Annotated in this window: 25 protein-coding genes; 6 read left to right on the top strand and 19 right to left on the bottom strand. The window is 63.5% G+C overall.

The features are described from left to right. Positions 1 to 174 precede the first annotated feature (174 nt). Genes RM190_RS10025 through dapA form a run of 6 tightly spaced genes read right to left on the bottom strand, consistent with a single transcriptional unit; the run spans position 175 to position 5,854 of the window. The gene (locus RM190_RS10025) at positions 175 to 1,677 is read right to left on the bottom strand and encodes an AMP-binding protein (protein WP_311759293.1); all 1,503 of its coding nucleotides are present in this window, start codon (positions 1,675 to 1,677) and stop codon (positions 175 to 177) included. A 17-nt stretch (positions 1,678 to 1,694) separates the two neighbouring features. Then, positions 1,695 to 2,102, bottom strand: coding sequence for a DUF3830 family protein (locus tag RM190_RS10030; RefSeq protein WP_311759294.1), 408 nt, complete (start codon positions 2,100 to 2,102; stop codon positions 1,695 to 1,697). Between the two features lie 11 nt (positions 2,103 to 2,113). Then, positions 2,114 to 3,400 carry a TRAP transporter large permease gene (locus tag RM190_RS10035; RefSeq protein ID WP_311759295.1) on the bottom strand — a complete coding sequence of 429 codons (1,287 nt, stop codon included), beginning with the start codon at positions 3,398 to 3,400 and terminating at the stop codon, positions 2,114 to 2,116. After that, positions 3,400 to 3,915: a TRAP transporter small permease gene (locus RM190_RS10040; RefSeq protein WP_311759296.1), complete on the bottom strand. Its 516-nt coding sequence runs from the start codon at positions 3,913 to 3,915 to the stop codon at positions 3,400 to 3,402. The genes RM190_RS10035 and RM190_RS10040 overlap by 1 nt, the downstream gene beginning before the upstream one ends. Positions 3,916 to 3,974: 59 nt before the next feature. Next, positions 3,975 to 4,949, bottom strand: a complete 975-nt coding sequence (locus RM190_RS10045; RefSeq protein ID WP_311759297.1) for a TRAP transporter substrate-binding protein — start codon at positions 4,947 to 4,949, stop codon at positions 3,975 to 3,977. A gap of 29 nt (positions 4,950 to 4,978) precedes the next feature. Then, the gene (gene dapA, locus RM190_RS10050) at positions 4,979 to 5,854 is read right to left on the bottom strand and encodes a 4-hydroxy-tetrahydrodipicolinate synthase (protein WP_311759298.1); all 876 of its coding nucleotides are present in this window, start codon (positions 5,852 to 5,854) and stop codon (positions 4,979 to 4,981) included. 123 nt (positions 5,855 to 5,977) lie between these two features. On the opposite strand from dapA, the gene RM190_RS10055 reads away from it, so the two are divergent. From RM190_RS10055 to RM190_RS10070, 4 genes are read left to right on the top strand one after another with little or no spacing between them, the layout of a single operon-like run. Further along, positions 5,978 to 6,343, top strand: coding sequence for a tautomerase family protein (locus RM190_RS10055; protein WP_311759299.1), 366 nt, complete (start codon positions 5,978 to 5,980; stop codon positions 6,341 to 6,343). Positions 6,344 to 6,385: 42 nt separating this feature from the next. Further along, a complete protein-coding gene (locus tag RM190_RS10060) occupies positions 6,386 to 7,528 on the top strand; it encodes an acyl-CoA dehydrogenase family protein (protein ID WP_311759532.1) in 1,143 nt (380 codons plus the stop codon). Further along, entirely contained in the window at positions 7,525 to 7,959 is a 435-nt protein-coding gene (locus RM190_RS10065; RefSeq protein WP_311759300.1) for a MaoC family dehydratase, read from the top strand. Before RM190_RS10060 ends, RM190_RS10065 begins: the two co-directional genes overlap by 4 nt. 2 nt (positions 7,960 to 7,961) lie before the next feature. Further along, entirely contained in the window at positions 7,962 to 8,624 is a 663-nt protein-coding gene (locus tag RM190_RS10070) for a GntR family transcriptional regulator (protein WP_311759301.1), read from the top strand. Here the strand turns inward: RM190_RS10070 and RM190_RS10075 are convergent. From RM190_RS10075 to RM190_RS10090, 4 genes are all read right to left on the bottom strand, one after another. Beyond that, the gene (locus RM190_RS10075; protein WP_311759302.1) at positions 8,621 to 8,830 is read right to left on the bottom strand and encodes a hypothetical protein; all 210 of its coding nucleotides are present in this window, start codon (positions 8,828 to 8,830) and stop codon (positions 8,621 to 8,623) included. The two genes, RM190_RS10070 and RM190_RS10075, sit on opposite strands and share 4 nt — an antisense overlap. Before the next feature lie 107 nt (positions 8,831 to 8,937). Beyond that, entirely contained in the window at positions 8,938 to 9,897 is a 960-nt protein-coding gene (locus RM190_RS10080; RefSeq protein WP_311759303.1) for a TRAP transporter substrate-binding protein, read from the bottom strand. 23 nt (positions 9,898 to 9,920) lie between these two features. Next, positions 9,921 to 11,201, bottom strand: coding sequence for a TRAP transporter large permease (locus tag RM190_RS10085; protein WP_311759304.1), 1,281 nt, complete (start codon positions 11,199 to 11,201; stop codon positions 9,921 to 9,923). A 2-nt stretch (positions 11,202 to 11,203) separates the two neighbouring features. Continuing rightward, positions 11,204 to 11,758, bottom strand: coding sequence for a TRAP transporter small permease (locus RM190_RS10090; RefSeq protein ID WP_311759305.1), 555 nt, complete (start codon positions 11,756 to 11,758; stop codon positions 11,204 to 11,206). Between the two features lie 204 nt (positions 11,759 to 11,962). On the opposite strand from RM190_RS10090, the gene RM190_RS10095 reads away from it, so the two are divergent. Then, on the top strand, positions 11,963 to 12,730 hold the full coding sequence (locus RM190_RS10095; RefSeq protein WP_311759306.1) for an HpcH/HpaI aldolase family protein: 768 nt from the start codon (positions 11,963 to 11,965) through the stop codon (positions 12,728 to 12,730). On the opposite strand, the gene RM190_RS10100 is transcribed toward RM190_RS10095, so the two are convergent. From RM190_RS10100 to RM190_RS10140, 9 genes are all read right to left on the bottom strand, one after another. Then, a complete protein-coding gene (locus RM190_RS10100; RefSeq protein WP_311759307.1) occupies positions 12,727 to 13,644 on the bottom strand; it encodes a LysR family transcriptional regulator in 918 nt (305 codons plus the stop codon). The genes RM190_RS10095 and RM190_RS10100 overlap by 4 nt on opposite strands. Positions 13,645 to 13,675: 31 nt before the next feature. Further along, positions 13,676 to 13,963 carry a DUF4286 family protein gene (locus RM190_RS10105; RefSeq protein ID WP_311759308.1) on the bottom strand — a complete coding sequence of 96 codons (288 nt, stop codon included), beginning with the start codon at positions 13,961 to 13,963 and terminating at the stop codon, positions 13,676 to 13,678. Next, entirely contained in the window at positions 13,960 to 14,871 is a 912-nt protein-coding gene (locus RM190_RS10110) for a dihydrodipicolinate synthase family protein (protein WP_311759309.1), read from the bottom strand. Before RM190_RS10110 ends, RM190_RS10105 begins: the two co-directional genes overlap by 4 nt. Next, entirely contained in the window at positions 14,868 to 15,797 is a 930-nt protein-coding gene (locus tag RM190_RS10115; RefSeq protein WP_311759310.1) for a dihydrodipicolinate synthase family protein, read from the bottom strand. The genes RM190_RS10110 and RM190_RS10115 overlap by 4 nt, the downstream gene beginning before the upstream one ends. Beyond that, on the bottom strand, positions 15,794 to 16,228 hold the full coding sequence (locus RM190_RS10120) for a MaoC family dehydratase (protein WP_311759311.1): 435 nt from the start codon (positions 16,226 to 16,228) through the stop codon (positions 15,794 to 15,796). The genes RM190_RS10115 and RM190_RS10120 overlap by 4 nt, the downstream gene beginning before the upstream one ends. After that, positions 16,221 to 16,625: a hypothetical protein gene (locus RM190_RS10125; RefSeq protein ID WP_311759312.1), complete on the bottom strand. Its 405-nt coding sequence runs from the start codon at positions 16,623 to 16,625 to the stop codon at positions 16,221 to 16,223. Before RM190_RS10125 ends, RM190_RS10120 begins: the two co-directional genes overlap by 8 nt. Positions 16,626 to 16,636: 11 nt before the next feature. Continuing rightward, entirely contained in the window at positions 16,637 to 17,773 is a 1,137-nt protein-coding gene (locus RM190_RS10130; RefSeq protein WP_311759313.1) for an acyl-CoA dehydrogenase family protein, read from the bottom strand. Positions 17,774 to 17,798: 25 nt separating this feature from the next. Then, positions 17,799 to 19,001 (bottom strand): CaiB/BaiF CoA transferase family protein, encoded by a 1,203-nt coding sequence (locus tag RM190_RS10135; protein ID WP_311759314.1) that lies wholly within the window; start codon positions 18,999 to 19,001, stop codon positions 17,799 to 17,801. 465 nt (positions 19,002 to 19,466) lie between these two features. Further along, positions 19,467 to 20,417 carry a GlxA family transcriptional regulator gene (locus RM190_RS10140; protein ID WP_311759315.1) on the bottom strand — a complete coding sequence of 317 codons (951 nt, stop codon included), beginning with the start codon at positions 20,415 to 20,417 and terminating at the stop codon, positions 19,467 to 19,469. A 45-nt stretch (positions 20,418 to 20,462) separates the two neighbouring features. Between RM190_RS10140 and RM190_RS10145 the strand changes: the two genes are divergently transcribed. Beyond that, on the top strand, positions 20,463 to 21,293 hold the full coding sequence (locus tag RM190_RS10145; protein WP_311759316.1) for an MBL fold metallo-hydrolase: 831 nt from the start codon (positions 20,463 to 20,465) through the stop codon (positions 21,291 to 21,293). Positions 21,294 to 21,296: the final 3 nt, after the last annotated feature.

Genomic DNA, 21,296 nt, shown 5'->3' on the forward strand with positions numbered 1-21,296 from the left:
CGCAGGCCCACCGCCAACGATCACAACGTCATATTCCATCGCCTCGCGGACGGTATCGCTCATGCCTGAATGCCTTTCCTGCTGGGCGGTAGTCGTGCCAAAGCGCGGCGCCCGCCCCAAATCATTGCCGTCTCGCTTGGCGTCGGGCTTTGCACGTGATGATTGCGCCGCCGCTCAGCCGGCTGGTGTCAGGGCAGCGCCTTCGGTGTCGGGAAGTGCCTTGCGCCGCAGCTTGCCGAAGCCGTCGCGCGGCAGCATTTCAACCAGCCGCCAGGACTTTGGCACCTCCTCGGGACTGAGGAAACGGCGCGCCCAGGCTGCAAGGTCCGCCTGTCCCAGCGTCACGCCCTCGCGCGGGACGACGGCGGCCGCGACGCACTGGCCCCATTCCCGGTCGGCAATGCCGAAAACGGCGACATCGGCGACATCGGGGTGGCGCAGCAGGACGGCCTCGATCGCTTCGGGGTGAAGCTTGACCCCGCCGGTGTTGATCACGTCATCGCAGCGCCCGGAGAGGTAGAGGTAGCCCTCCTCGTCCAGCCAACCGGAATCCCCGATGCTCTGGAAACCCTCGGCATCGCGGCGGGGCCGGGGCGCGGCGGGGCCAAGATATTCGCTGCGCCCTGCCACGTCGTCGGGCCGCATGAAGATCTCTCCGGCCACACCGGCGGGCTGCAATTCACCCCTTGGACCATAAATGCGGATCTCGGTTTCGAATCCCCTGCCCACCGAGCCGGGATGACCAAGCCATTCCTTTCCCCGGATGACGGTCTGGCCGGTATTCTCGCCCGAGCCATACATTTCCGAGACGCGTTCCGGTCCCAGGCGATCGATCCATGCCTGCTTCAACCATGGCGCGCAGGGCGCGCCGGTGTGGTAAAGCATGTGCAGGCTGTCCAGGCGCGCGGGCGCCTGCCGGTCGGCCTCAAGCATGCGCACCATCATCGTCGGCACAAGCATCACGAAGCCGACCTCATGACGCTCGATGGCCGCAAGCGCACGAGCGGCGTCGAACTTCTCCATCAGGACGATGCGGTTGCCCTCGAACAAGCCATTCTGCGCCCAGGTGAAGGGCGCGTTATGCGACATCGCACCGCAAACAAGCTGCGTCTGATCGGCCCGGAACCCGAGGGCGGGTGCGATCCGCCCCCAGCTTTGCCCCGGCACGCGCAGGTGCGGGCGATGATCACACATCAGCTTTGGCAGTCCGGTCGAACCGCCCGACATCACGATCTTGGCAGGGCATGGGACCGCGTCCGGAAGGAACGCGCCCCGGCCCTGCCCCGCCGCGACCAGCGCCTCGGGCCCGAGGTCGCCAACCGGCCCGCGCGCCTGCCCCACAACCAGCCGCGCGCAGCTGCGGGCGCGAAGCGACGCGGCGGCTTCGGGCGTGATCGCGGGATCCATCACCAACGTCGTCGCGCCGACTCGCCATACCGCGAGAGCAAGCGCCAGATGCGCCACGACATTGCCAAGCGCGATCCCCACCACGTCGCCCTGTCCGATGCCCCGGGCGGCAAGCCCCTGCGCCATCCGCTCGACCAACCGGTCGAGCCCGGACCAGGAGAGCGATGCTTCGGCCCCGTCCCGGGGCAGAAAGCGGATCGCTTCGGCTTCGCCGCGGGCTGCGGCAAGAGCGCGCAACCGCGCGGAATAGCTGATCGGGGCAAGGGTCATCGGTGGCTCCGTAGCGATCAGGCCTGCTCGATCCTGATCTCCTGCGCGCCCTCCCAGAGCACTTTCGGGCCGATCTCCGCAAGCTTGTCGAGATTCGAGGTAAGCGTCATGAAGTGATTGCCCGCCAATTGACCAAGCTTCGAGGCGAAATGCACCCCGCCATAGGCAAGCAGGATCTCGGTCTCGCTGATGCCGCCGGGATAAAGGATGAACTGGCCCGGCGCCGGATAGCTGGTGTGGTTCTCGTAGCCCAGGCCGAAATCCTCGTCCCCAAGCGGGATCCAGACGCCCTCGCCGCTCCAGCGGACGTGGACGACCTTGCTGATATAGGGCAACTGCTTCTTGAAGGCCTCGACGGTCTTCGGGGCTGCGGCCTCGAACTTTGCGTCGAATTCGATGCCCGAGATGGTGACTTTAAGTTCCATTGAGATTTTCCTTATTCGATCAGGCCGAAGGCGCGCGGCAGCAGCAGCGACAGACCCGGCAGGTAGGTGACGGCGAGGAGGACGACAAACATGGCCGCCAGCGGCAGGCCCAGCTTGCGCGTGACCTGCATGACGGTTCGCCCGGCTACGCTGGACGAGACGAAGAGCGAGACGCCATAGGGAGGCGTCACGGTGCCGATGGCAAAGTTCATGACCACCACCAGCGCGAAGTGGATCGGATCGATGCCAAGCTGAGTCGCGATAGGGGCGAGCACCGGGACGAGGATCAGGATCGCGGCGATCGTCTCCATGAACATCCCCACGACCAGCAGCAACAAGTTCACGATGAGCAGGAAGACGATCGGGCTGGACGAAACCGAGTTCAGCCATTCCCCGAGAATCTGCGGGACGTTCGCATTCGCAATCAACCACGAGAAGACGCTGGCCGTGCCGATGATCAGCATGACCGCCGCCGACAGCGAAACCGTGCGAAGGATCAGCACGGGCAGTTGCGAGGGTTTCAGTTCGCGGTAGACGAAGACGCCGACCAGAAGCCCGTAGAAGGCCGAGACTGCCGCCGCCTCGGTCGGGGTGAACGCACCGCCAAGGATGCCGCCGAGGATCAGGAAGGGCATTCCCGCCGCTGGCAGCGCGGCCCAGCCGGTTTTCAGCAGGCGCGACATGGTGAAGGGCTCGGTCTCGCGGTAGGTATCGCCACCCTTGCGCGCAAAGTAATAGGCGCAAACCATCAGCAGCAGGATGCACAGAAAGCCCGGCACGATCCCGGCGATGAAGAGCGCACCGATCGACACGTTCGACACCACCGCCATGATGACCATGGTCAGGCTGGGTGGGATGACCTGGGCAAGCGACCCCGCACAGGCGATCAGTGCCGCGCCGAAATCGATGTCATAGCGTCGGCGGCGCAGTTGCGGCTGCATGATCGCCGAGATCGCTGCCGTATCTGCCGAGCCGGAGCCGGAGATCGCGGCAAGCCCAGCCGCGGCCACGCAGGACACCTGGTAAAGCGAGCCCACGATCCAGCCGATCAGCGCCGAGGCAAAGGCCACGATGCGGCGCGAGATGCCGCCCGCATCCATGATGACCCCCGCGAATACGAAGAAGGGGATCGCCATCAGGGTGAAAGTGTTCAGGCCCGCGAAAACCCGCTGGCTGACGATGGCGACGGGCACGTCCGTGGTCGTCAGCAGCGCGAGCACGGCCGAGGCCCCCAGCACGAAGACGACCGGCACGCCAAGGGCAAGAAAGCCCGCGAAGGCAATGGCGATAATGAGCATCAGACGGCCTCCTCTTCGGTCTCGGGTTTGGGTGGGGGAAAGGGATCGTCCCAGCGCTGAACGACCGACAGGAAGAGTTCCAGGATCATGTAGGCCGCGCCGACGGGCAGGCAGGCATACATGTACATCATCGGCACCCGCATCGAGGGCGAGGTCTGGAACTGCCCAAGCTTCAGCAGCGGCAGGCTGCCATAGGCCAACACCGCAAGGAATGCGCCCGAGACCAGCGCAATCAGCACCAGGGCCGCGCGCGCCCCCGCCAGTGGCAGCTTAGACGGCAGAAGGTCGATGGCGACGTGCTGCCCGCGCGCCAGCGTCACGCCCGCGCCAAGCAGCACCAGCCAGATCTGGCAAAAGGTCGCGATCTCGGCCGCCTGCGAGATCGAAAAATTCAGGAAGTAGCGCCCGGCAACCTGGACCAGCACCGCCACCAGCATGACCGAGAAAAGCGCCACCACCACGGCCGACACGATTGCGCGCAGGACGAGGCAAATGCGCTCGATGATAGCAAACATTCGGAGGTTCCCCCTTCACCGTCCGATGGCCGAAGCCACCGGACAAGGACATGCCGTGGTCACTCGACCTTGCCGATCAGATCGAACAGCTCTTTCTGGGCATCGGACTTCAGATAGCCCTGCTTGATGCCCTCGGCCGCGCTGCGGAAGGGTGTGATGTCGGGATGGCTGATCTTGACGCCCGCCGCCTCGATATCTGCCACACGGGCCGCGTCGCTGTCGCGATAGGTGGCGCGCTGGAAGCTGCCAGCCTCTTTGCCGGCCGCGTCCAGTGCGGCCCGGACGTCATCGGGCAGTCCCTGATAGGCGGCCTCGCCCATGATCACGGGGGCGACCAGCTCGAGCCAGCCGATCATCGCCCAGTCGGGCGCGACCTCATAGAACTTCTGCGCGTAAAAGTTGGTATTCGCGGCCTCGGCCCCGTCGACCACGCCGGTCTCAAGCGCTCCGTAAAGCTCGGTATAAGCCAGCGGGGTCGGATTCGCTCCGAAAGCCTTGAAAGTGTCGACATGGGCCGGGTTCTGCATGGTGCGGATCTTCAACCCGCCAAGGTCCGACATCTGCTCGATCGGTTTCTTGGTCATGATATGCCGCGTGCCGGCCGAGAAGAAGGTGATCAGGTGGAACCCCTGCGCCTTCAGCGCCTCCTGCACCTCGGCGATGACGGCGGGATCGTCCAGCGCGCGGTCCATCTGCTGGGCATCCTTGAACAGGAACGGCAGGCTGAAGACCGAAAGATCTGGCACGAAGTTCGCCAGCGTCTCATTCGCGGTCACGGCGATGTCGACCGTGCCGATCTGGGTGCCCTGGATGCTCTCCATCTCATCGCCAAGCGTAGCATTGTCAAAGACCTGGATTGTGGCCTTGCCACCGGTCTTCTCGCCCATCAGTTCGCCCATCTTGCGCATGCCGACGCCATAAGGCTCGTCGGCATTCGCATTGTGGCTGGCCTTGAGGGTGACGTCCGCAGCCGAAGCGGGGGACAGGGCGAAGGAGGCAAGGACAAGGCCAAGCGCCAGGCTTTTCATTTTCATCGTAATCTTCCCTGTTGGTTTGTCTTGGTTCATTTCAGAAGGTCGAGCTCGGCCAGAATGCCGCGCAGCCGGGCTTCAGCATCGGCGGGCAGCGGAAGGCGCGGCGGGCGTGGGTCGCCCATCGGACGCCCGACCAGCCGCATCGCCGACTTGGTGGCCGAGACATAGAGATCCCCCGCCAGCGCGTTGATCAGCGGCAGGCTTTGCAGATACAGGCTGCGGCCAAGTGCTGCGTCGCCATCGACCGTCTCGGTGAAGGTCTGCGCCGACAGCGCGGGCGCAATGTTCGACATGACCGAGCTGTAGCCCTCGGCCCCGGCAAGATAGCTCTCCCACGGGTAATAGCCCGCAAACACGGTCATCCGGTCCCCGCATAGGTCCAGAAGCTCGGTCACGCGGTGGACGTTCTTTGACGTGTCCTTGATGTAGCTGATGTTCTCGACTTCCGAGAGCCGGGCGACCAGCGGCGCGGTCAGATCGACATTCGCTGTAAAAGGATTGTTGTAGAGCATCATCGGGATCGAGATCGCCTCGGCCACACGGGTGAAGTGCGCCACAAGCTCCGCCTCGGTCGGCGAGGAGTAATAGGGCGGCACCAGCATCACGCCATCCGCCCCAAGGCTTTCGGCCTCGCGGCTGAGGGAGACGGCCTCGTCTGTCCATTCGGCCGCGGTACCGATCAGGACCGGCACCCGGCCCGCAACTTGCTTGATGGTGGTCTCTGCCACCGCCGCGCGTTCATCACGGGTCAGCGACAGGAATTCGCCGGTGCTGCCCAGCGGGATCAGGCCATGCACGCCCTCTTCGATCTGCCATTCCACATAGCTGCGCAAGGCGGCCAGATCGACCTGTCCCTTGTCGTCGAAGGGGGTCACGCAGACCGTATAGCTTCCGCGAAACTTCATTTCCGCTCTCCCGAAACTGATCCAATTCAAAACTGTTGATTTAAGATTTGATGTGATCTGATATTGTGTCAATAGGAAGATATCAGATCATATCTGATCAGACAGCCACGGATGGAAACCCTCATGCCTTTCATCGAAGTCACCGATTCCGGCCCGCCCCACGAGATTCGCCAGCGTGCGACCGGCACCATGACCGATGGTCTGTGTCGGGCATTTGCGATCAAGCCTGAAATCGTGACCTGCTATTATAATTCAGCCCCCGACTATTCTTACGGGCATGCGGGAAAACACGGCAAAAACGCCGAAACTTTCCGCATCTTCATAAAAATCCACGCATTCCCGCGTGACGCCCCAGCCAAGGGAGAGGCGGCGCGGCTGATCACTGCCGCAGTGACCGAGGCCTATGGAACCGATGCCAAGAACGTCATCGTCTACTTCATTGACCGCGCCCCCGAAGACGCGTTCCACGCAGGATTCCCCTCGGCCTGAGGTCGAATATGACAGATCAACTATCGCTTATTGGAGATTATTTTGGATCACTTCCTGAGTGACGAACAGCGCATGGTCCGCGACACCGCGCGCAAGCTCTCGGACGAGGTCATCGCGCCGGTCGCCGCGCGAATCGACCGTGAGGACGCCTTCCCCCGCGAGACTTACCTGGCACTGGCCGAACTTGGCCTGTTCGGCGTCGCGCTGCCCGAGGATGCCGGCGGCGCGGGCATGGACGCACTGACGGCCTGCATCGTGATGGAGGAGATCGCTCGCGGCTCGGGCGCGGTTGGCAATGCCTTCGCCATCCCGGTCGAGGCGGCCCTGTTCTTGAACCACCACGGCGACGCCGCACACAAAGCGCTGATCCCCAACATCCTTGACGGCAGCGTGATTCCCGCGACCGCCGTGACCGAGCCCGACAACGGCTCCGACGTCGCCAGCATGAAGACCGTCGCCCGGCGCGAGGGCGACGACTATGTCATCACCGGCTCGAAAGCCTGGGTCACGTTCGGACAGGTCGCCGACGTGATCATGGTTTTCGCCAAGACCGACCCCGCCGCGGGGCACAGGGGCATTTCCTGCATCCTGGTCGAAACAGATCGTCCGGGCGTCCATCGCGGCAAGTCCGAGGAGCTGTTGGGCATGCACGGCCTTGCCGAATGCATGATCGCGCTGGATGACGTGCGTGTGCCGGTGACCAACCGGATCGGACCGGAGAACGGGGCCTTCAAGATGGCGATGGAGAATTTCAACTTCTCGCGCCTGATGATGTCATCCATGGCGCTTGGCATGGCGCAGGCGGCGATGGAGGACGCGATCGCATATGCCCATGACCGCAGGCAGTTCGGCAAGCCGATCTTCGAGTTTCAGGCGATCCAGTTCATGATCGCCGACATGGCCAAGGACATCGCAGCTGCCCGCCTGCTGATCCATCACGCGGCAAAGCTTTACGATGCCGGCCAGCCCATCGCGCTGGAAGCCGCGCAGGCCAAGCTCTTCACCACCGACATGGCGCAGGTCCATATCTCCAATGCGCTGCAGATCCATGGCGGCAACGGCTATTCGCGCGAATTCCGGGTCGAGCGGCTTTTCCGTGACGTGCGGCTGAGCCAGATCTATGAAGGCACCAACCAGATCCAGCGCATGATCATCGCGCGGCAAGTCGGAAAGCAATACGCATGAACCTGTTCTATGAGGATGTCGAACTCGGGACCAGCCACACCACGCCCGACCATCGCATCACCGAGGCCGACATCGCCGATTTCTGCCGCCTGACCCGCGATCACCACCCGTTGCACACTGACGCCGAATATGCGCGCGATGCCGGGTTTCCGGGCATCATCGTGCATGGGCTTTACGGTCTCTCGCTTATGGAGGGGTTGAAGACCGAATTGCATCTTTACGACGAAAGCTCGATCGCCTCGCTCGGCTGGGACAAGGTGCGCTTCCTGAAGCCGCTGGTCGCGGGTGACGTGATCCATGTCGAGATGGACTTCACCGCCAAGCGTGAAAGCAAGGGGCGCGGCATCGTGACCGAGGCCGTGCGCCTTCTGCGCGGCGACGAGGTCGTCATCGATGCCGAGCATGTCTCGCTGATCCGGAAGCGGGGGTGATCATGGACGAGCCGCTCGACAGCGCGCTGAACTCGGCCGATCAGGCGACGCGCCTGATCCGCGAGGCGATCCTTTCGGGACAGATGGCACCGGGCGAACGGCTGAAGACCGCAGAGCTGGCCCAGCGGCTTGGCCTGTCGACCATGCCGCTGCGCGAGGCGCTCAGGAAGCTCGAGGGTGAGGGGCTGGTCCAGATCGAGCCGAACCGGGGAGCGACGGTCCGCAAGCTGGACCGCGCCTATATCACCGACCTGTTCGAACTGAACACCGACCTACGCATCTGCGCGGTCAGGCGCGGCATGGCCACGTTGACGCTGGAACGCATCCGCGCGCTGGAGGCCTTAGCGCAAGAATATCGCGAACACCTCGACCGGGGCGAGGATCTCGAGGCGATCCGCGTCAACCGCGACTTCAACGCCAAGCTGGTCGAGTTCGGTGGTAACCGCGAGGCGCTGCGCGTCTTCCTGCGCGGCTGGGACATCATCTTCGCCTTCCGCCGCGGCTATGGCTATGGCACCGGTCGCAGGCGGGTCATGGCCGAGGAGATGCAATTGCTGATCGACGCCCTTCGCCGCCACGACAACGTGGCGGCAGAGGCGATCCTGCGCATGCAGAACGCGGCGATGATGGAAGACCTCGTCTCGCGGATCGCGCCTGACGTCTAGGCCCTGTCGTCAGTTGCAAATGCCTCGCTGATCCCGCGATCGACATAGTTGCCCGCCGTGGCCGGACCCGTCACCACGCCCTCGGCCATGATGGTCCGGCCGCGCAGGATGGTGCGGCCCGGCGATCCGGTGACGGCCATGCCCTCGTAGGGGGTATAGTCGTGATCCAGCCTTTGGCGATGCCTTCCGAGAACAGATTTTGACACGCTAGCGGTCGCCCGCCGTGATGAACAGGGCGCTGCGGATGGCGGTATCGAGCATGCCTGTCCCTCGTCCTTCGCGTGGCGGCACCCCTGAAGGCGCCGCACGGGTGTTATTCGGTCATGACTTTCAGCAGCGCCTGCTGGCCCGCCGTGGTGAGCTGGCTTTCGTAAAGCGGCTTCGAGGCCTCGCGGAAGGGGACCGGGTCGGGCTGGGTGATGTTCGCGCCCGCGGCCTTGAATTTGTCGATCAGCGGCTGTTCCTGATCCTCGACATAGCCGCGCTCCCATGCCGCGGCTTCCCTGCCCGCCTCCATCAACGCGGTCTGGATGTTTTCAGGCAGGGCATCGAACGCGCCCTTCTGCATCACCACCGGCGCGGTCATGTTCAGCCAGCCGACCTGCGCGAAATCGGGCGCGACCTCATAGAACTTCATCCCATCATAGCCGGTCGAGGCGGCCTCTGCCCCATCCACGACGCCCGATTGCAATGCGCCGTAAAGCTCGTTGTACGACATAGGCGTCGGGTTCGCGCCATAGGCGCGCCAGGCCTCGACATGGACCGGGTTCTGCATGGTGCGGATCTTCAGCCCGGCCAGATCGCCAATGCCCTCGACCGGCTTTTTGGTCATCAGGTGGCGCAACCCCGAGGAATGGACGCCCAGAAGCTGGAAACCGGAATTGTTGGCGGAAGCCTCCATCAGGTCCCAGTTCGCGTCGATCTTGCCGCCCAACTCTCCAATGCTCGGAAACAGGAAGGGCATGTCGAAGACCTTGTAATCCTCGACATAGTTCGACAGCAGCGCGTTCGAGGTCATCGACATATCGATGCTGCCCAGCATCACGCCCTCGATCAACTGGGATTCGTCGCCAAGCTGGCCGCCCGGAAAGATCTCCAGCGTCGCCCCGCCGTTGGTCTTGGCCTCAAGCAGTTCGCGCATCTTTTGCAGGCCCTTGTCCTGCACCTCGTCGGCCGCATTGGTATGGCCGATCTTGAACTTGTATTCCTGCGCCGCGAGCGGGCTCGCAACGGCGGCGACAAGGGTGGCAGAGGCAAACAGTCGTTTCAGCATTTCTTGTTCCCTGTTGTATATGGCTAGCGAATGAAGGTGTCAGGCAACCAAAGCGAGATCGCCGGCACATAGGTAACGAGACCCAGCACGATCAGCATCGCCCCCAGCGGCAGCCAGATCTGGCGCGAGACCTGTTCGATCCGACGGCCGGCGACACTGGCTGCGACGTATAGGCAAATCCCATAGGGGGGCGTGATCAGGCCGATCGACAGGTTCAACGACACGATGATCCCGAAATGGACCGGGTCGATGCCAAAGCTTTGCGCGATCGGCGACAGGATCGGCAGCAGGATCAGCACGGCCGAGATGCTTTCCATGAACATGCCCACGACCAGCAGCAACAAGTTGACGATCAGCAGGAAGACCCAGGGGTTTTGCGTGATGCCGGTCAGCCAGGCCTTCAGCATGGCAGGCAGGCCTGCCGTGGCGATGACCCAGGTAAAGACGCTGGCGGTCGCGACAATGATCAGCACCGTCGCCGAAAGGCTAATCGCCTTCAGCATGATGCGCGGCAGGTCCGAGGGCCTGATCTCGCGATAGATCAGCATGGTGATGATCAGCGTCGCGAACAACGCGACGCAGGCGGCCTCGGTCGCGGTAAAGACGCCGCCGACGATGCCACCGACCACGATCAACGGGATCAGCAGCCCCGGACCCGCGTCCAGGAAGCCGCGCCACAGCCGGACCAGCGTGAAGGCCTGGGCGTCGCGGTAAACCTCGCCCTGACGGCGGCAGTAGATCCAGCAGCCGACCATCAGGAAGATCATGACCATCAGGCCCGGCACCACGCCGCCAAGGAACATCGCGCCGATCGACTGATTGGAGGTGATCGCGATCACGATCATCACGATCGAGGGTGGAATGATAGAGGCCAGCGCACCCGATGCCGCGATGACCGAGGCCGCAAGATCAATGTTGTAGCGCCGCTTCTTCATCTCGGGGACCATGACGGCGCTGATCGCGGCGGTATCCGCCGAGCCCGAGCCCGAGATCGCTGCAAGCCCGGTCCCGGTCACGATCGCGACCATGTAGAGGCTGCCGGTGATCCAGCCGACCAGCGCCTCGGCCAGCGCAACGAAGCGGCGTGCGATGCCGCCTGCTTCCATAAGCAGGCCCGAGGCCACGAAGAAAGGAATCGCCATCAGTGTGAAGGAACTGATCCCGCCATAGATGCGCTGCGCGACGATCGACACCGGCGCGCCGGTAGTCAGTTCGATCGCGATCAACCCCGCGATGCCCAGAGCGAGTACGATGGGCATCCCCGAAATCAGAAGGACGAGAAAGCCGGACAGTGCGACGCCCATGCTCAGTCCTCCTGACTTGCGGTTGCACCCGGGCGCAGGACCCGCGGCAAGGTGGTAATCGCGAACTCGATCAGGAAATAGGCAAATCCGACCGGCAGGGCCGCATAGGGAATCGCCATCGGCAGGCGCAGCGCAGGCGATTTAACCATCAGCCCGATCGACAGCATCGAGAGCGAGCCGACCACCACCACGCCGAGAAACCAGATCCCCAGCAGGAAGGCCGCGCCGTTGACGATGCGCTGCACCCCCACCGGCGCCTTCAGGATCAGAAAATCAACGCCGACATGCTGGTTGTAGCGCATCGCGACCCCCGCCCCGAGGAGCGTCAGCCAGACCTGCGCGAAGGTCGCCGTCTCCTCACTCCAGGCGATCGAATAGTTGAAAAAATAGCGTCCCACCACCTGCGCGAGGATCGCCAGAGCCATATAGGCCAGCAGTGCCAGGACGACACCGTCGACAAGGCGCCGCAGCAACCAAAGTCCACGATTAGCGATGCGTATCAGTGGATTGCATGCAGTTTCTGATACGCAGGTATTTGCGATTGACGGATGGGCCATCCTTGTTTCCCCTTCGACCTGTCGGCGGGTTGCGGCGCTTTCGCGCTCTTTGCCATGTCTGATAGGTTATCGGGAAAAGACGCTTCAAGAAGTCACACGACTATAAATAAACTGATACACAGTATTTAACGCGTGCTTTCAGCGAATAATCTCCAAACGAACCGGTTAGCCTTGGGGATCACCAATCCGACGCTTGGACACGCAATGACCAACAGCCTAGATACTGAGCAAAAGCAGAACTCGGACACGCGGCGCATCGGCATCGCCTTTTGCATTCTCGGCCGGCCCGAGGCCGTTCTGCTGGCGCGCGGTGCCGAATTCGACTTTGCCGTCGTCGACATGGAACACGGCCCGCTGGGGATGGATGCCCTCGGGCAGGTGGCGACTGCCGGGCTTGCCGCAAACTTTCCGGTTTGGGCCCGGGTCGGCGGGCCAAGGTCTGGCGACCTGGCGCGCGTCTTCGATTGCGGGGCTACCGGGCTGATCGTGCCGCATGTGGACAGCGTGGCCGAGGCGCGCGAGATCGTGCGCGCCTGCCGCTTTGCGCCCCTTGGCGGGCGCAGCATTCCCGGACCAATACCGACGCTTGACTATGCGCTTTTGTCCGCCCTCGACTTTTGCGATCAGGCGGACCGCGCGGTCAGCATCGCGGCAATGATCGAAAGCGCGGCGGGGTTGGAGGCGGTCGACGAAATCGCCGCCGTCGACGGGATCGACATGCTCGTCATCGGAACGAACGATCTTGCCGACGGTCTGGGATTGAGGGGACAGGTCGAACACGCCACGGTGTTGGCCGCGTTTGGCCGGATTGCCGGTGCCGCCGCGCGCCATGGCAAGGAATTCGGGGTGATGGGCCTGCCTCCGCATCTGATCGCAAGCCACGCGCCCGGCGCCACGCTGATCGTCGCGACGAACGACACGAACCTGCTGGTTGGTGGCGGCGCCCAGGAGGTCGCCCGGCTGCGCAGCTAGGGGGTTGAGGCGGCATGCATCTCGGCCAACTGCGTTTTCACACGGTCCGATACGGCCTTCATGAAGCGTCGGGTCTGGCGAGAAAGGGTCTTGGTACGCAGCGTTGCCGCAACCAAGTTGAAACGCAGCCGCGACTGGAAGGGACGGACCGTCAGCCCGGGGCGCAGCGCCACATGGGCCGAAAGCTCGTCGACAATGGCGACGCCCCACCCTTCGCCGACGATGCGCGAAGCCGCGTTCATGAACCGGGTCTCGATCGAGGGGCGATATTCCATGCCGCATTCGTGGAAACAATCCGCGATCATCATGCCGACCCTGTTGGCGGTGCGGGGCCCGACCAGCGGATGACCATCCAGATCGCGCGGTGTGACCTGCGCCAGCGCCGCCAGGGGATGATCCTCGGGGCAGATGCAGACCGCGCGCAGTTCCGCGATCAGTTCGAAGTCAAGCGCCTGCCGGTCATAGGCCGAGATGACGAATGCCACGTCCGCCAACCCGTTCTCGACGACCTGAAGAACGCTGTCGAGCGGTCGGGTCTCAAGCGAAATCTGGATCTGGGGATATTGGCGCGCGTAGTCGGCGATGGCGCGGGGCAGCACCGCCTCGCTGATCTCGGCGGTCGAGGCGATGCGCACCCGTCCGATCCGCCCCGCACGCAGATCGGCGGCGCGCTGGTTGACGGCATCGCGCAGCAGGAAGAGGGGCTCGGATTCCTCCAGGAGGATCATTGTCTCCTCGGTTGGGACCAGCCGGTTCGACTGCCGCTCGAAGAGCGGAAACCCGAGCAATGTCTCGACATGGCGGATGGTGTTCGAGATCGAGGGCTGGGACATTCCAAGCTGCTCGGCCGCGCCCACGGTGGTGCGGTACTGGACGACCGCTCGCAGGATTTCGAGCTGTCTGAGGTTCAGCATGTCCCGTGCACGTTCCCTTGCGTGCATCCTCTCAGCTTCGCGTCAGGCGGATGCGGTGAAAGTTCCGGACCTTGTCTGCGAAGGGCCCGAAGCCCTTGATAGCGTTGAACTCGGGTGTTTCATAGACCTCGGGACCGGTGATCGTATAGATCGCGACGTGGCGTGCCCCACCCTCAAGGCATTTCTCGCGCCGGGCGTCCAGCCATCCGGGGCAATCGAGGATCTGCGGCAGGTGAATGTTGTCGTACCATTCGTTGAACGCAGCTTCATGCTCGGGGTCGATGTCGACGAAGACGATGTGGGATTGCAGTTCGGTCATTGGGAAAGCTCCACGCAGGGGCGCAGCGCGGCCATCAGGGCAGCACGTTCGTCGGGCGTGACTGAAGGGGTCGGCGCGCGGCAGATGTCGTTAGGGATGCGGCCAAGATCGGCGAGGCAGGCCTTCAGCCGCGCGGCGGCCATGTGACCGGGCGCGGCGTAAACGAGCTTCGCAAAATCGAACAGCGCCTCGTGGATCGCGAGCGCCTGCGCATGGCGACCCTCGCGGACATGGCGGTCGAGCGCCACGATCAACTCCGGCACAACGGCGGCAAGACTGACCGCGCTGCCATCGCTGCCGATCAAATAACAGGCGTAAAGATGCTCGTCGCCCGAGGCCATGACGGCGACTTCAGGCCGCGCGGCACGTGTGATCCGGCGCGTCATCTCATAGGCGCGGGTTTCCCAACTGCCCTCCTTGATGCCTGCGACGTTCTCGATTTCCAGAAGCGCGCGCAGCACGTCGGGCGTATAGGCCAGCTTTCCCGAACCAACTGAGCCCTGGAACAGATAGATTGGCGCGCCCGCCACCTCGGCGATGCCGCGGTGATGGGCGATGATCGCGCGCGGATCGGCGCCAAGCGCCCAGGAGAAAGGCGCAAAGACCATGATCGCATCGGCCCCGGCGCGCAGCGCAGCCTCGGCATCGCCGGCGGCCTGCATGGTCGATTCCGAACTGACCGCCGCAAGGATGCGGGCCTTGGGCGCGACCTCGCGCGCAATCCGCACGATCTGGGCCTGTTCCTCGCGCGAGGTGAAGACCCCCTCCCCCGCATGGCCGTTCAGCAAGAGCCCGTCCAGACCCGACGTCGCCATCACGGAGGCGAAATGCAGTTCCTGCGCTGCCGAGTCGATCCTGCCGTCCGGCGTCATCGTGCAGATCGTGGCAGCGTAAAGGCCGCCGTTCATTGCAGCACTCCGGCAGTGACCAGGGCCTTGCGGACGCCCTCGACGACGGCATCGGATTGCGGCAGCAAGGGCAGGCGCGGGGCAGAGTTCCTGATCACGCCCATCAGACGCAGGCCGTCCTTCATCCGCGTATGCATGTCGACGACCGGCGAAGGGCCATAGATCGCGCGGACCACCGGATAAAGCCGGTCATTCGCCGCGCGCATCCGGGCAAGATCCAAGTCCTGCGACGCCTTCCACAGATCCGCCAGCAGGTCCGGCACCAGGCTCGCCAGCCCCGAAAGGATGCCGTCGCCGCCAAGTGCCACCTGCGCAAAGAACCAGTGGAAGTTCGAGGGCAGGATCGCCACATCGGGTGCCACGGCCTTCACCGCACGCCTGTTCTCGTCATAGGCGAGAAGCGTGGCCGAGCCTTCCTTGATCGCGACAACCTCGGGGATCTGGGCCATTTCGGCCAGAACCGGGGTCGAGAAGCCAAAGCCCGACGCAATCGGAAACTGGAAGATCGAGAGCGGCATTTGCAGCTCTGCGCCCAGCTTTTCGATGAATCTGACGCCCGCCGCCGTGTTGGCATTTCCGCCGCCGAGCGCCTCGGCGGGGAAGATCACCGCGACATCCGCACCCGCTTCGCGCGCGGCTTCGGCCTGCGCGACCGCCTCGGGATAGCCGGTGGGCACGACCCCGGCCAGCAGGATGCGGTCCTTGCCGATATGGTCGCGAGTGCGGCGGATGACCTCGGCCTTCTCCTCTGCGGTCAGCGCGGTCGCCTCGCCCGCATGGCCGTTCACGAAGACGCAATCGGTCGTCTCGGGACGCGCGCAATGCGCAAGCACGGCCTCGTAGCCGGCCCAGTCGATAGCGCCGTCTTCGTGGAAGGGAAGAACGGTTGCGACGGTAATGCCGCCAAGATCCTTGCCGGTAATCATGCGATCACTTTCTTTCTGGGGAATTTCAGGGTGGCGTCGGCCTTGAGGACCTCGACGCCTTCCTCATTCTTCGCGCTGGCCTGCCAGTCCACGGTGCGGTTCTCGGGATCGATGCCCGAGATCCAGATGTCGAAGGTCAGCGTATCGCCGTAGCGCACGGCACCGGTGAACCAGAAACAGTCGCGGATCGAGACCCCGACCGTGCCCACCAGTTCCGCGGTCAGGACCGAGGTGCAGATCCCCGCAACAAGGATGCCAGGTGCCAGCCGCTCGCCAAAGCGCGTGGTCGAGGCATAGCCCTCGTCCACATGCACCGGACCGAAATCACCGGTCGCAGCGATATACATAGCCCCATCGGCTTCGGTAACGGTCTTCGCGACGCTGACCCGATCACCGACCGAGAACTCGTCGATGTTGCGGATGTCATACATGGGGCGCATCCAGCGGCACGAGGAGCGCCTTGCCGGTGATGACCTCGACCCCGTCCAGCGTGGCGGAAAGGTCGAAGCGCACCTTATCCGCCGCGCTTTCAGTAACTGTCGCCGTCGCCTCCAGCGAACTGCCGACCGGGAAGGCGCGGTCAAATCCCAACTCGATCCCGCCAAGGCGGAAGCCCGGCCCGGCCAGTCGGCCGAAGGCGGTCGAGAACAGGCCCGCCGCCGCCAGTTCAAAAACCAGCATGTCGGGCTGGCCCTGCGTGCGCGCGAAGGCGCGGTCGACATGCGCGCGGCCCATATTGCCCGAGATGCCGGTGAAGAAGCCCTGTTCGGCCACGGTCATGGTCTTGCGGAAGGTCATCGCCTGACCGATTGCGGGAAGCTCGCTCATGTTCTGATCCTTCACAGGCTAAGGCCGCGCTTGATCACCGAACGGGCGATCAGCATGCGGTGCACCTCGGAGGTGCCGTCATAGATCCGGGTGACGCGGGCATCGCGGTAGATCCGCTCGAGCGGCAGTTCCTTGGTGAAGCCGTAGCCGCCAAAGACCTGAATGCCCCGGTCGGCGACACGGCCCAGCATTTCCGAGGCCTGCACCTTGACCATCGACACCTTGTCGCGCGGGTCCATGCCGTTGTCTTCCTCCCATGCGGTGTTCAAAACCATCATGCGGGTGGCAAAGATCTCGGTCGCGCTGTCGGCGATCATCTGCTGGACCATCTGGAAATCGCCGATCGGCTGGCCGAATTGCTGGCGGGTCGCGGCGTGCTGGCGCATCAGTTCCAGCACGCGGCTGGCCATGCCCACGGCACGCGCACCGATATGGCCCAGACGGATGCCGCCGACATTGGCCATCATCACCTTGAAGCCCTCGCCCACCGGACCAAGCACATTGCCCTTGGGAATGCGGACATCGTCAAAGGTCAGCTCGGCATGGCCATAGCCACGATGGCCCATCATTGGCTGGTTGCGCGCGACCTTGAAGCCGGGCGTGTCCTTGTCGACGATCAGCAGGCTGATGCCGCCGCGCGCACGCTTCTCGGCATCAGTCACCGCCATGACGATGACGTAATCCGCAATGTCACCGTCCGAGATGAAATGCTTGGTGCCGTTCAGCACCCATTCATCGCCGTCCAGATAGGCATTGGTCCTGATCGCGGCCGCGTCCGAACCCGCACCCGGCTCGGTGATAGCCATGGCGCAGATCTTGTCGCCCTTGACGGTCGGATACAGGTATTTGTCGCGCAACGGCCCGTCGAAGCGTTCCAGCATCGGGTAGACCTGCCCGAAGATCCGACGGATCAGCGCGTCCGAAGTCTGGCCAAGCTGCTCCTCGACAAGGCACATGTCGAGCACGCCAAGACCGCCGCCGCCGACCTCCTCGGACATGTTCAGCGCATAGAATCCCAGCGACTGCGCCTCGGCACGGACCGCCGCCAGCTTGTCGGCGGGGATGCGGGCATTCTCTTCGGTCTCCTGCTCAAGCGGCTGGACCTTTTCGCGCACGAAGCGACCGATCGCCTCGGTCACCATTTTCATTTCATCGGAAATCGCGAAATCCATCTCAGCCCCGCATCTTTTCGGTTTGTGCGACAGCGCCGCTGGCAATCAGTGCGTCGATTTCGCCCTGGCTCAGCCCAACCTCGGCCAGTACTTCGCGGGTCTGGCCGCCCAGCGGCTGGGGCGTCAGCCGCACCTCCGGCAATTCGCCGTCATAGCGGATCGGGTGAGACAGCAGCGTCATGGGCGACCCGCCCTGCGTCCGGGCGTCGATGAAGGCACCCAGATGCTCTACCTGCGGGTTGTCGCGAAGGCTGTCATAATCGCGCACCAACTCATGCCAGACGCCCGCCTTCGCCAGCCGATCCAGCGCCTGTGCCGCAGTCAGCGCGGCCATGCCGCCGGCAACCATCGCGGAAATATCGCCCCGTTTGTCGAAGCCGTCTTTCTCGGAGAAATCGGCAAGCTGCGGCAGGTTCAGGGCCTCGGCCAGATCGGCAGGCTTCGACATCGAGATCATGACGTGACCATCCGCGACCGCGTAGATGCCGTAGGGCGCGGGGCTGAACCAGTTAGCCATCCCGGCCTGACCGCGCGGGCCGCTGCGATCGGCGCCGTTCATCCATGCGGTGATCGACTCGCCCTGCAGGTCCAGCGCGGCCTGCAGCATATTGACCTCGATGCGTTTGCCCTCACCGGTCCGCTCACGCTCGTAAAGTGCGGCGAGGATGCCAGCCACGGTCAGCGCAGCGGCGTGGTGGTCGATAGGAACCGTCCCGATGGCGACCGGACCGCTTTCCATGCTGCCGGTATGGGCCGCGAGGCCTGACATCGCCTGCAGCAGCACGTCCTGACCGGGCCGGTCGCGATAGGGACCGTCGCCGCCGTAGCCGGTGGTCGCGGCATAGATCAGGCGCGGATTGATCGCGCGCATCGCAGCCTCGGACAGACCCAGCTTGTCGAGCGTGCCGGGGCGGAAATTCTCCATCACGACATCGGCGCGCGCGATCAGGCGGCGCACGGCGGCAAGCCCCTCGGGTGATTTGAGGTCCACCGCGATCGAGCGCTTGTTGCGTCCGGTCGTCATGTGGTTGACGCTGGTCTCGTCGACGAAACGGTTGCCGACGGCCCAGTTGCGCTGGAACGCCCCTCCCAGCGGCTCGACCGCGATAACATCCGCGCCGATGTCGCCAAGGAACTGCGCCGCGGCCGGTCCTGACAGAAAATGGTTGAAGCTGAGGACCGTAATGCCGTCCAACGCGCCCATGTCGTCACCCCTGTTGGTTCTGATTTCCGACAGGTTAGGTCAGGGAGCGGGATCAGGGGAATATAGCCAGGTATGATATTGGGGGCCAAGAGAATTTGAAAATCAAATATTAATTGCCGGGCTCTCCGGGCTCTTCCGCACAACTCGGCTGATGTTCGCGCTGCTCAAAGCCGCTTACCCGTAAAGCTAAGGGCTTCGTAGGATAGAAGGTCCTCAGTTGAGGTGTGCTCAAGCTGATCCGCGATGAATGTGGAAAGCCTTCGACCAGCTAGAATTTCAACCGACGAACCAAGGGTTGGAAGTGTTCGAACTAAGGCGACAATAGTGTCTGGATTATCTTCAAGCTTGCTGCCGAACAAGAATTTCCGCGCAGGCTTCGCGGTAGCCCCCCGTTTCCCACCCATGGTCAGCCCCGTTCAGGAAGCGCCTCTTGGGACCAATCCCAGATAGCGTGCGTCAGATGCTTCAGACGTGAAACCGACGGCGATATTCGGCCGGAGAAAGTCCCACGATGCGCAAGAAGACCTTCCGAAAGGCGCCCGGATCGTTGTAACCGACCTCCCACGCAATCTGATCGACGTTCTTAGTTCCGAACTGCAGCAACTCGCGCGCCGTTCTCATTCGCAGACGCTGGATGTAGTCGGTCGTCGTCAGACCCGTCGCCTTCTTGAAGCGGCGCAGGAAGGTTCTGCCCTCCAACCCGGATTCAGCGACGAGCCGGGACAACTCGACCTCCTTCGCGCCGCTCGACTCCAGCCAATGCTGGACTTTCAGCACGGCCGCATCGCCGTGCGACAGGTTGGGGGCAAATCCACTGTAGTAACGCTGTTCGCGATGCGGAGGATCGACAAGCAGGGTTCGGGCGGTCTGGATCATCGTGTCGGGACCAAGGATGCGGTCCACGATCTTTAGCCCGACGTCGACCCACGACATAGCACCGCCTCCGGTGATGAGATCGCCGTCCTCGATCACCATCCGGTCGAGATCCAGCCGGATCTTCGGGAAGCGTTCGTGCATCGCATGGTCGAAGGTCCAGTGCGTAGTGATCGTGCGCCCGTCCAGCAGGCCGGTTTCCCCCAAGACGAAAGCGCCAGTGCAGATTGATGCCAGCGTCGCGCCATCGGCATGGCGGGCGCGCAACCACGGCGCTTCGGCCATCGCCACCTCGCGCGGGATCGGCTGGCCCAGGGTCGGCGGCACGATCAGCACTGCGGGCGCGGTCGTGGCCTCCGGCATGGTGTCATGCACGCGGCCTCCGTCCTTCCAGTGGCTGATGCGCAAGGTGCGGACAGAGTTTGGGTGCTGCTGTCCGACAACACGGTTGGCCGTGGCGAACAGATCCGTCAGGCCCAGCACAGCCGCCATCTGCGCCCCGGGATAAAGGACGATGCCGATTTCAGTGATGCGATCCGGCATGGCGATACTGAACCTATATTTGTCGATAGCGCCACTTATAGGCAGATGCGCGGGCAGATATCTAGCGTTTCAAAGATTGTATGGAGACTTCTCACCGTGAAGATCACGCAAGTCCGGAATGCCACGCTGCGCATCGACATCGGAAAAACCCGCTTTCTGATCGATCCTTACCTGGCGGAAAAAGGCACCTACGAAGGGTTCGCGGCATCCGTCGATCCCGCGCAGCCCAATCCTCGGGCCCACGTCCGCAACCCCACTGCCGAGCTTTCGGTGCCGCTGGACCAGATCCTTGCCGTTGATGCTGTCATCGTCACCCATACCCATGCCGATCATTGGGATGAGGCCGCCATTCGGCTGGTCCCCAAACGCCTTCCGATTTTCGTGCAGAACGAAGCCGACGCTGCGACGATCCGCGCGCAGGGTTTCGAAGATGTCCGCGTTCTGGGCGATCGCGCAGTGTTCGAAGGTGTGACCCTGACCAAAACGCCCGGCCAGCATGGTTCGGACGACGCACATAAGCTCATGGGAGACGTGATGGGTGTCTTGCTCCAACATCCTGATGAGAAACGCCTCTATGTTGCGGGGGACACGGTGTGGAACGATCATGTCGAAGGAAACCTTGCCGAACACGCGCCGCAGGTCGTCGTCGTGAACGCGGGTGATGCGCGCATCGTCGGCCTTGGCGCGATCATCATGGGCGTCGATGATGTGAAGAAGGTCTGCGAAGCCGCGCCGGATGCCACTGTCATTGCCAGCCACATGGAGGCGGTCAACCATGCCGAGCTTACCCGGGAGGCGCTTCGCACGGACTCTGAAAATCGCGGCTATGCGCGCAACCTGCTGATCCCGGCGGATGGCGAGACGATATCGCTCTGAACC

Source organism: Paracoccus broussonetiae (genome assembly GCF_031854425.1).
GTDB lineage: Bacteria > Pseudomonadota > Alphaproteobacteria > Rhodobacterales > Rhodobacteraceae > Paracoccus > Paracoccus broussonetiae.

Bases quoted from the DNA above. Each gene is read 5' to 3' on its own strand.
- RM190_RS10025 (WP_311759293.1), bottom strand. From the start codon at position 1,677: ATGACCCTTGCCCCGATCAGCTATTCCGCGCGGTTGCGCGCTCTTGCC.
- RM190_RS10030 (WP_311759294.1), bottom strand. From the start codon at position 2,102: ATGGAACTTAAAGTCACCATCTCGGGCATCGAATTCGACGCAAAGTTC.
- RM190_RS10035 (WP_311759295.1), bottom strand. From the start codon at position 3,400: ATGCTCATTATCGCCATTGCCTTCGCGGGCTTTCTTGCCCTTGGCGTG.
- RM190_RS10040 (WP_311759296.1), bottom strand. From the start codon at position 3,915: ATGTTTGCTATCATCGAGCGCATTTGCCTCGTCCTGCGCGCAATCGTG.
- RM190_RS10045 (WP_311759297.1), bottom strand. From the start codon at position 4,949: ATGAAAATGAAAAGCCTGGCGCTTGGCCTTGTCCTTGCCTCCTTCGCC.
- dapA (WP_311759298.1), bottom strand. From the start codon at position 5,854: ATGAAGTTTCGCGGAAGCTATACGGTCTGCGTGACCCCCTTCGACGAC.
- RM190_RS10055 (WP_311759299.1), top strand. From the start codon at position 5,978: ATGCCTTTCATCGAAGTCACCGATTCCGGCCCGCCCCACGAGATTCGC.
- RM190_RS10065 (WP_311759300.1), top strand. From the start codon at position 7,525: ATGAACCTGTTCTATGAGGATGTCGAACTCGGGACCAGCCACACCACG.
- RM190_RS10070 (WP_311759301.1), top strand. From the start codon at position 7,962: ATGGACGAGCCGCTCGACAGCGCGCTGAACTCGGCCGATCAGGCGACG.
- RM190_RS10080 (WP_311759303.1), bottom strand. From the start codon at position 9,897: ATGCTGAAACGACTGTTTGCCTCTGCCACCCTTGTCGCCGCCGTTGCG.
- RM190_RS10085 (WP_311759304.1), bottom strand. From the start codon at position 11,201: ATGGGCGTCGCACTGTCCGGCTTTCTCGTCCTTCTGATTTCGGGGATG.
- RM190_RS10090 (WP_311759305.1), bottom strand. From the start codon at position 11,758: ATGGCCCATCCGTCAATCGCAAATACCTGCGTATCAGAAACTGCATGC.
- RM190_RS10095 (WP_311759306.1), top strand. From the start codon at position 11,963: ATGACCAACAGCCTAGATACTGAGCAAAAGCAGAACTCGGACACGCGG.
- RM190_RS10100 (WP_311759307.1), bottom strand. From the start codon at position 13,644: ATGCTGAACCTCAGACAGCTCGAAATCCTGCGAGCGGTCGTCCAGTAC.
- RM190_RS10105 (WP_311759308.1), bottom strand. From the start codon at position 13,963: ATGACCGAACTGCAATCCCACATCGTCTTCGTCGACATCGACCCCGAG.
- RM190_RS10110 (WP_311759309.1), bottom strand. From the start codon at position 14,871: ATGAACGGCGGCCTTTACGCTGCCACGATCTGCACGATGACGCCGGAC.
- RM190_RS10115 (WP_311759310.1), bottom strand. From the start codon at position 15,797: ATGATTACCGGCAAGGATCTTGGCGGCATTACCGTCGCAACCGTTCTT.
- RM190_RS10120 (WP_311759311.1), bottom strand. From the start codon at position 16,228: ATGTATGACATCCGCAACATCGACGAGTTCTCGGTCGGTGATCGGGTC.
- RM190_RS10125 (WP_311759312.1), bottom strand. From the start codon at position 16,625: ATGAGCGAGCTTCCCGCAATCGGTCAGGCGATGACCTTCCGCAAGACC.
- RM190_RS10130 (WP_311759313.1), bottom strand. From the start codon at position 17,773: ATGAAAATGGTGACCGAGGCGATCGGTCGCTTCGTGCGCGAAAAGGTC.
- RM190_RS10135 (WP_311759314.1), bottom strand. From the start codon at position 19,001: ATGGGCGCGTTGGACGGCATTACGGTCCTCAGCTTCAACCATTTTCTG.
- RM190_RS10140 (WP_311759315.1), bottom strand. From the start codon at position 20,417: ATGCCGGATCGCATCACTGAAATCGGCATCGTCCTTTATCCCGGGGCG.
- RM190_RS10145 (WP_311759316.1), top strand. From the start codon at position 20,463: ATGCGCGGGCAGATATCTAGCGTTTCAAAGATTGTATGGAGACTTCTC.